Genomic DNA, 7,164 nt, shown 5'->3' on the forward strand with positions numbered 1-7,164 from the left:
CGAAGCGGATGCGCTCGCCCACCTTGAGCTTCTTGGCCGGACGCGCGAGCGCCCGCCAGCGGCAGTCGTCGACGCGCTCAATGAGCGTCGCCTCGATCGAAGCGACCGCATCCCCCCTGACCCGCACCCCCTCGAGCCGCGCCGCGATGACCCTCGTATCATTGACGACCAGCGCGTCGCCCCGCGTCAAAAAATCCGGCAAATCCCGCACACACGAGTCCATCAGGCCGCCATTGGGGCCGACGACGAGCATTCGCGCGCTGTCGCGCGGAGAGGCGGGAGTGAGCGCAATGCGCTCGGGCGGGAGATGAAAATCGAAGGCGTCGACGCGCATCGCCGTAGTCGCCATCCTGTCGCGGCGGTCAATTCGTGACGCAACCAACAGCTCGCCGGCACCTTGGCGGCAGAACCGCGACAGGCGCCCGTCGTCGCCGCGCTCCTAACATCGGCGATCGTCGCCAAGCCTTCAGCTCAGCGTCGCCTTGAGGATCTTGTCGGGATCCTTCACGGGTTCGCCGCGCTTGATTTTGTCGACGTTCTCCATGCCCGAAACGACCTTCCCCCAGACCGTGTACTTTCGGTCCAGATAGGGGGCGTCGGCGAAGCAGATGAAGAACTGCGAATTGGCCGAATTCGGACTCGAGGCGCGCGCCATCGACACCGTGCCGCGCACATGCGGCTCGGCGTTGAACTCGGCCTTGAGGTCGGGATACTTCGACCCTCCGGTTCCGTTTCCCCGCGGGCACCCGGTCTGGGCCATGAATCCGTCGATCACGCGGTGAAAGACGACGCCGTCATAAAAGCCCTCCGAGACGAGGCGCTTGATGTGCGCGACATGGCCCGGCGCGACGCCCGGGTTCATTTCGATCACCACGGCGCCTCTGCTCGTATCGAGCGTCAGTAAGTCCCCGGTAGGGGTCATGTCGTCGCTCCTTGTCATTTCGCGTCGGCGGCCATGCGCATGGTCACGATTTTGTCCGGGTTCGTGACCATGCCGTTGTTGGCCTCGGTTCCGGCCTTGATCTTGTCGACGACGTCCATTCCCGAAACGACTTCGCCGAAGGCCGTATATTTCCCATCGAGGAATCCCGCGTCCCCAAAGCAGATGAAAAACTGCGAATTGGCGGAATCTGGATCTTGCGAACGCGCCATGCCGAGCGTGCCTCGGGTGAAATGCGTCTTGTTGAATTCTGCCGGCAGGTTGGGCAGGGTGGAGCCGCCCGTGCCGGTGCCGGTCGGATCACCCGTCTGCGCCATGAATCCGGGAATGACGCGGTGGAACACGATGCCGTCGTAGAAACCGCGCTTCACCAGCGTCTTGATCTGCTCGACATGCTTCGGCGCCCAGTCGGGGCGGAGCCGGATCACGACCTTGCCGTTCTTGAGCGTCATGACGACGGTGTTGTCGGCGTCCTCGCCCGCGGCCCAGGCGGTCCCGGCGACGAGGAGAGGAAGCGCAAACGCCGCCCGGCGGCTGAAAACGAACATGAACGCCTCGGAATAGCTGCGACGCATCGTCGCGCGGGGCTCAATAGCAGGTTGAAGGCCCATTGCAACCGCCGCGCCTTTCCGCGGGGCCGCGGCCGGCCGAACGATTTTTTTCTTCCCAGGGAACAATCCCAATCTTGCCCTTTTTGCGCTTTAGCCCGAAGATGAAGGCTTGAGGAGCGGAGACCTCCGGTCGGCTGGGCGGGCTCACCAACACGCGTCCGAGGTGTGATGAATAGCATTTCGTTTGCCGCATTGGGATTTATTTGCCTGTTGGCGACGCCAGTCGTCGCCGAGCCCACAACCCGCAGCTGCGACTACAAGGGCGATGGTCAGCTCGGGCCGCTCACTATCGACTTCGACGAAGCGGCCCGCTCGGTGCGCGTGACGACGCAGGACGGGCGGGTCTATCGCTACCAGGACGGCGTGACGGGGCGGATCGGCCCCGCTGCCGCCGACGACCTCGGCCCGGTTGAGCAATTCGTGAATTTGCGCCCGGGAAGGGTCGAGGTCGGCTTCCGCTGGCTCGACGACGGTTCGACCGGCCACCTCGCCTATTTTGACCCGGCCGCGTTCAAGACCCCGGGGAAACACTGCGTCTGGAGCTCGCTTTGGGTTTTCGCGACCGGTTGAGCGGCGAGAGCGCACCGCGCGTCCGCGCCCCGCGGTGTTGAGCCCTGGACGCCCGTCGCCGGCCGAGCGCATCCCGCCCTGCCCTATCACCGGCCATCCGGCGACTAGATTCGTGCAATGGGTCTCGACGCGACTGCTCACCGACCTGTGGCGCATCGAATTCGCCGCGGACGTCCGGTCCTCCTTTGCAGGGCTTGACCGTTTCGGACTGTGGGAGTCGCCGACCGGCCTCTACTTTTTCGACCCGCCGCGCGAGGGGGACCGCGCTTTTTACCGCTACCTCTCCGCCTGGCAGGAGCGGCGCCGCGGCATGCCGAAGATAGCGATGCGCGAGGAGTTCGGCATGGCGGCGAAGGCGATCCCGCCGGGGGCGCGCGTGCTGGACGTCGGTTGCGGCTCAGGGGCGTTTCGCGATGTCGTACCGCACGCTGACTATACCGGCATCGACCCTCATCTCGCCGACGGCGCCGCAGCCGACGGCCTTTGCGCCGAGACCCTCAGAGCGCATCTCGCCGAGCGCGCCGGGTATTACGACGCCGTCTGCTGCTTCGAGGTGATCGAGCACGTCGGCGACCCAAAGCGGTTGTTCGCCGAGATGGTTCGGGCGGCGAAGCCGAACGGCCTTCTCTGCGTCGGCGTTCCCCACGTCCCCTCGGCGCTGACCCGCATACCGAACTTTCTCATCAGCGCTCCCCCGCACCATCTGACCTGGTGGACCGAAACGGCGCTGAGCGAACTCGCACGCGGCGCCGGCGCGACCGTCGAGCGCATCGAGCCTGCGCCCTGGGGACAGGTCGACTCCCTGATCTACTGGGTCGAGCGCTGCTCGCCCTTCAAGTGCGCGGGCGTCCATTATCGCGGCGCGGTCAAATGGCACGCCGCGGCGCTCGCCGGCTTTGCCCTCGGGAGCGTCGCCAACAGGCTTTTCGGCCCCCCGCGGCAGACCGTGGACGAAGGCGGGGCGTTGGTGATGCTCGCCCGCGCGCCGTCCGCGTAGAGCCGAGTTCGCCCGGCGCGGTCAGGCGATCGGCTTGCGGCCCATGACGACAACGTCCTGCGGCGCGTTGACGCGATAGCGGACCCCGGCCCAGTCGATCGTCCGGGAGAGCGGCGCGCTGAGCGCGGCGAGGGCGTGGACGAGATGCCAGACCGGCCGCATGAGGCGCTCGACCCGCCATCGCCGATCGTCACGAGGCCCGTCGAGGTCGCGCCAGAGCGCCCTTTGCAGGCTTCGCCGCAAGCGGATTCGCACGTCGCCGAGCGCGAGGAGCGCGGCGAGCGCGCCCCACGTCCACGCCGACCCCGCCGCGAGGCTCGGGGCCGTCAGAACGAGGGCGACGGGCGGCGTCCAAAGGCACGCGACGGCGATCGCCCAGCTTTGCCATTTGTGCAGGTAGACGAACCGATACTGGCGCACCCCGAAGGCGAAGAATCCGCGCCACGTGCACGAGACGGGCGACAGCACGAGGCCCTGCCGCGGCGCGTGCGCGAGGAGACCCGCCCGGCGCAGCGCCAGCCCCATCTGTGCGTCGTCGCTGATCGCGCCGCGCCAGTAATCGGCGATACGGATCGCGTCGAGCGTCGTTCGCCGCATCGCGACGCTGCCGCCCCAGACGATCGTCAGCGGCAAGGCGCCGCGCGGCAGCGCCGCGATTGCATTGTTCGCCGCGGCGAGGCAGGCGGAGCTCCAGCAGTCGTCTGCCGGCGTCATCCAGCGGTAACCGGTCGCCACCGGCCGGCCCGAATTGACCAGCACCGCGATCAGGCGGGGCAGCCAGAGCGGCGTCGGAAGCGTATCCGCGTCGATGAAGGCGACGACCTCGTCGTCGGGCGTGAGCCGCTCCAGCGCGGCAAGCAGGTTTGAGACCTTTTGCCCTGCGTACTCGGCGAGTCCCGCGACCGTCACTTCGAGCGCCGGGCCGGGCTCGTCCGCGGCGGCGCGTAACACGCCGAAGGCCGGATCCTCCTCGCTCTCGACGCAGGCGATGATCCGGTAGCGCCCGTAGCTCTGCGCCCGTAATCGCAGAAGAAACGCCTTGAGATCGCCGGCGCCTTTGACCGCCAGAACGACCGCGACGCTGGGCTCTGCGCCCGGAATCTCCGGCCGCGGCAAGCCCCAGCGGTAGGCCGCGACCGCGAAGGTCGAGACCAAACTCTGCGCGCCCCAGAGGGCGAGCAAAACATCAGCCGCCAGGTTCATCCTTAACCGTCGTCCCGGAGCGCCGGACCGGCCGCCCGAAGCGGCTCGAGACACGATCTACCACGGGTTTTGCGCAATCGACGACGCCATCGTGAGCGAAGACCTCGATACAGTCGCAAGAACCGGACTGCGGTCGCCATCCGCGGCGTTGATGATCCCGCGAGGTCAAAGGCGCCGAAAGGACCCCGCCCATGCATCGCGTCAGCGAACCCGCAATCCTCTATTTCGGGACGCCGGTCGTCCTCGTCAGCACGCTGAATGCAGACGGATCGCCGAATCTCGCGCCGATTTCGTCGGTCTTCTGGCTGGGCTGGCGCTGCATGATCGGGGTCGCCGCCTCATCGAAGACCTCCGAGAACCTCGCTCGCGAGCGCGAGTGCGTTCTCAACCTCCCCTCGTCGGATATGACGGATGCGGTCAATCGACTCGCGCTGACGACCGGCTCGAACCCGGTTCCCGACACCAAGCTCAGCCGGGGATATCGGCACTGTGCGGACAAGTTCGGCGAGGGCGGCCTGTCGCCTGAACGGTCGATTGTCGTCGGCGCGCCGCGAGTCGCAGAATGCCCTGTGCAGCTCGAGGCCGTCTTCGAGGCGTCGCATCAGCTCGCCGAGCGCGATCGCCCCGGCGGCCCGATGTGTTTCGAGCTTCGCGTCGTGCGGGTTCACCTCGACGACTCGATCGTGATGACGGACGCGCCGGATCGGGTCGATCCCGATCGCTGGCGTCCGCTGATCATGAGCTTCCAGAAATTCTACGGTCTCGGGCCGCAGCTCACGCCCTCGATCCTCGCGCGAGTTCCGGAAGGAATGTACCAAACGCCCGACATCGAGCTGGCCCGTTGAGGGATAGCCCGCGTAGCGCAAGGCGCAGCGTCGCGCCGCGCCTTGCTTTGCGGTTCATTCCGCCGCCACCTTGGGCAGGTGGGCGAGCGAGGCTTCGAGCGCCTTCGGATCGTAGTCCTGATCCACAAGCTTGCCGGCGAAATAGTCGGTGTAGGCCTGCATATCGAAATGGCCGTGGCCCGAGAGGTTGAACAGAATCGTTGGCGACTTGCCCTCTTCGCGCGCCTTCAGCGCCTCATCGATCGCGGCGCGCACGGCGTGGTTCGATTCCGGCGCCGGCACGATGCCCTCGCACCGGGCGAACATGACCCCCGCTTCGAAGCACGGGTTCTGGTGATAGGCCCGCGCCTCGATCAGGCCGAGTTCCTTGCAGTGGCTGACCAGCGGCGACATGCCGTGATAGCGCAGGCCGCCGGCATGGAAGTCCGGCGGGATGAATTCGGACCCGAGCGTGTGCATCTTCACCAGCGGGGTCAGATGCGCGGTGTCGCCGAAGTCAAAGGCGTAGGTTCCGCGCGTCAGCGACGGGCAGGCGGCCGGCTCGACCGCGATCACCCGCACGTCGGTCTTGTCGCGCAGCTTTTTACCGATGAACGGGAAGGCGATGCCGGCGAAGTTCGACCCGCCCGCGCAGGCGATCACCACATCCGGATAGGCGTCGGCCTGCTCCATCTGCTCGATCGCCTCGATGCCGATCACGGTCTGGTGCAGGAGCACGTGGTTGAGCACGGAGCCGAGCGCGTATTTCGTGTCCGGGCTCTTGGCCGCGACCTCGACCGCCTCCGAAATGGCGATGCCGAGGCTGCCAGGCGAATCCGGATGCGCGGCGAGGATGGCGCGGCCGGATTCGGTCTCCTCGCTCGGGCTTGCGACGCATATCGCGCCATAGGTCTCCATCAGCGCCCGGCGATAGGGCTTCTGCTGATAAGACACCTTGACCATGTAGACCTTGACCTCGAGCTCGAACAGGGCGCCCGCGAAGGCGAGCGAGGAGCCCCACTGACCCGCGCCGGTTTCGGTCGAGAGTTTCGTCACGCCTTCCTGCTTGTTGTAGAAGGCCTGGGCGACCGCGGTGTTGGGCTTGTGGCTTCCCGCGGGGCTAACGCCTTCGTATTTATAGAAGATACGCGCCGTCGTGCCGAGCGCCTTCTCGAGGCCCCGGGCGCGATGGAGCGGCGTCGGGCGCCACATCCGGTAGACGTCGCGGACCGGCTTCGGGATTTCGATGTGCCGCTCGGTGGAGACTTCCTGACCGATGAGGGCCATCGGGAACAGCGGCGCGAGGTCGTCCGGCCCGATCGGGCCGCCATGGCCGGGATGGAGCACAGGCGGAGGCGGCGCCGGCAGGTCGGCCGCGATGTTGTACCAGGCGTGGGGGATCCGGTCCTCGCCCAGGGTGTATTTGCTCTGCTCGCTCATGCTCTCTCCCTCGGGCCTCGCGCCCGTCGTCAAGTCGCGGGAAGCTACATGACCGTTCCGCGCCGGTGAACGGATTTTTTGTCGCGGGCGCGTCGCTTGACAGGGCGCCGGGGCCTGAGCCATCAGGCGCCGTCGGCCGGGGAGCCGAACGGCTGGCCCAAAGACGACTTTTCCAAAATATGACCTTTTCCAAAGACCTGCGCCACCGGCTGGAATTCGCCGGCTTTCGCCTCGCCGAAGGCGCCGCGCGCGCGCTGCCGCTCGAATTCGCTTCGCGGATGTCGGGTCTTTCCTGGCGGCTGATCGCTCCGCGTCTCTACCGGCAGGAGCGCGTGATGCGAAACCTCGCCCTCGCCTATCCCGACATGCCGGAGGACGAGCGCAAGAGACTCGCCGCCGACATGTGGGAGAATCTCGGCCGCACCTTCGCCGAGTCCTTTCACCTCGAGCGCATCGCGTCCGAGGGTCGCGTGACGTTCGAGTGCGAGGAGACGTTTGACGCCATGGCCGAGGGTCCGTGCGTCGTCTGCGGCCTGCACCTGGGCAACTGGGAGCTCGTCGCCTACGCGAGCAAGCGCA

The 7,164-nt window shown here is 66.9% G+C and carries 9 protein-coding genes; 4 read left to right on the forward strand and 5 right to left on the reverse strand.

Annotated features, from left to right (window positions below):
- The 3 genes from ACLP25_RS11920 to ACLP25_RS11930 form a co-directional block, all read right to left on the reverse strand.
- Positions 1-334, reverse strand: a 334-nt coding sequence (locus tag ACLP25_RS11920; protein WP_442469411.1) for an S-adenosylmethionine:tRNA ribosyltransferase-isomerase, incomplete at its 3' end; no start/stop codon positions are given.
- Positions 335-466: 132 nt separating this feature from the next.
- Positions 467-922, reverse strand: a complete 456-nt coding sequence (locus ACLP25_RS11925) for a peptidylprolyl isomerase (RefSeq protein ID WP_442469412.1) — start codon at positions 920-922, stop codon at positions 467-469.
- A 14-nt stretch (positions 923-936) separates the two neighbouring features.
- Positions 937-1,488 carry a peptidylprolyl isomerase gene (locus ACLP25_RS11930; protein WP_442469413.1) on the reverse strand — a complete coding sequence of 184 codons (552 nt, stop codon included), beginning with the start codon at positions 1,486-1,488 and terminating at the stop codon, positions 937-939.
- A 231-nt stretch (positions 1,489-1,719) separates the two neighbouring features.
- Between ACLP25_RS11930 and ACLP25_RS11935 the strand changes: the two genes are divergently transcribed.
- Positions 1,720-2,121, forward strand: a complete 402-nt coding sequence (locus tag ACLP25_RS11935; protein WP_442469414.1) for a hypothetical protein — start codon at positions 1,720-1,722, stop codon at positions 2,119-2,121.
- Between the two features lie 112 nt (positions 2,122-2,233).
- Positions 2,234-3,118, forward strand: a complete 885-nt coding sequence (locus tag ACLP25_RS11940; RefSeq protein WP_442469415.1) for a class I SAM-dependent methyltransferase — start codon at positions 2,234-2,236, stop codon at positions 3,116-3,118.
- A gap of 21 nt (positions 3,119-3,139) precedes the next feature.
- On the opposite strand, the gene ACLP25_RS11945 is transcribed toward ACLP25_RS11940, so the two are convergent.
- On the reverse strand, positions 3,140-4,321 hold the full coding sequence (locus ACLP25_RS11945) for a glycosyltransferase (protein WP_442469416.1): 1,182 nt from the start codon (positions 4,319-4,321) through the stop codon (positions 3,140-3,142).
- 191 nt (positions 4,322-4,512) lie between these two features.
- Here ACLP25_RS11945 and ACLP25_RS11950 point away from each other — a divergent pair, with 191 nt between their 5' ends.
- Positions 4,513-5,166: a flavin reductase family protein gene (locus ACLP25_RS11950; RefSeq protein ID WP_442469417.1), complete on the forward strand. Its 654-nt coding sequence runs from the start codon at positions 4,513-4,515 to the stop codon at positions 5,164-5,166.
- 54 nt (positions 5,167-5,220) lie between these two features.
- Here ACLP25_RS11950 and ACLP25_RS11955 read toward each other — a convergent pair whose 3' ends face one another.
- The gene (locus tag ACLP25_RS11955; protein WP_442469418.1) at positions 5,221-6,585 is read right to left on the reverse strand and encodes a TrpB-like pyridoxal phosphate-dependent enzyme; all 1,365 of its coding nucleotides are present in this window, start codon (positions 6,583-6,585) and stop codon (positions 5,221-5,223) included.
- A gap of 179 nt (positions 6,586-6,764) precedes the next feature.
- On the opposite strand from ACLP25_RS11955, the gene ACLP25_RS11960 reads away from it, so the two are divergent.
- Positions 6,765-7,164, forward strand: a 400-nt coding sequence (locus tag ACLP25_RS11960) for a lysophospholipid acyltransferase family protein (RefSeq protein WP_442469419.1), incomplete at its 3' end; no start/stop codon positions are given.

This window comes from Roseiarcus sp., assembly GCF_052145395.1.
Classification (GTDB): Bacteria; Pseudomonadota; Alphaproteobacteria; order Rhizobiales; family Beijerinckiaceae; genus Roseiarcus.

What these genes read in the sequence shown, in the direction of transcription:
- ACLP25_RS11955 (WP_442469418.1), bottom strand. Translation starts at nt 6,585, where the DNA reads ATGAGCGAGCAGAGCAAATACACCCTGGGCGAGGACCGGATCCCCCAC.
- ACLP25_RS11925 (WP_442469412.1), bottom strand. Translation starts at nt 922, where the DNA reads ATGACCCCTACCGGGGACTTACTGACGCTCGATACGAGCAGAGGCGCC.
- ACLP25_RS11950 (WP_442469417.1), top strand. Translation starts at nt 4,513, where the DNA reads ATGCATCGCGTCAGCGAACCCGCAATCCTCTATTTCGGGACGCCGGTC.
- ACLP25_RS11945 (WP_442469416.1), bottom strand. Translation starts at nt 4,321, where the DNA reads ATGAACCTGGCGGCTGATGTTTTGCTCGCCCTCTGGGGCGCGCAGAGT.
- ACLP25_RS11930 (WP_442469413.1), bottom strand. Translation starts at nt 1,488, where the DNA reads ATGTTCGTTTTCAGCCGCCGGGCGGCGTTTGCGCTTCCTCTCCTCGTC.
- ACLP25_RS11935 (WP_442469414.1), top strand. Translation starts at nt 1,720, where the DNA reads ATGAATAGCATTTCGTTTGCCGCATTGGGATTTATTTGCCTGTTGGCG.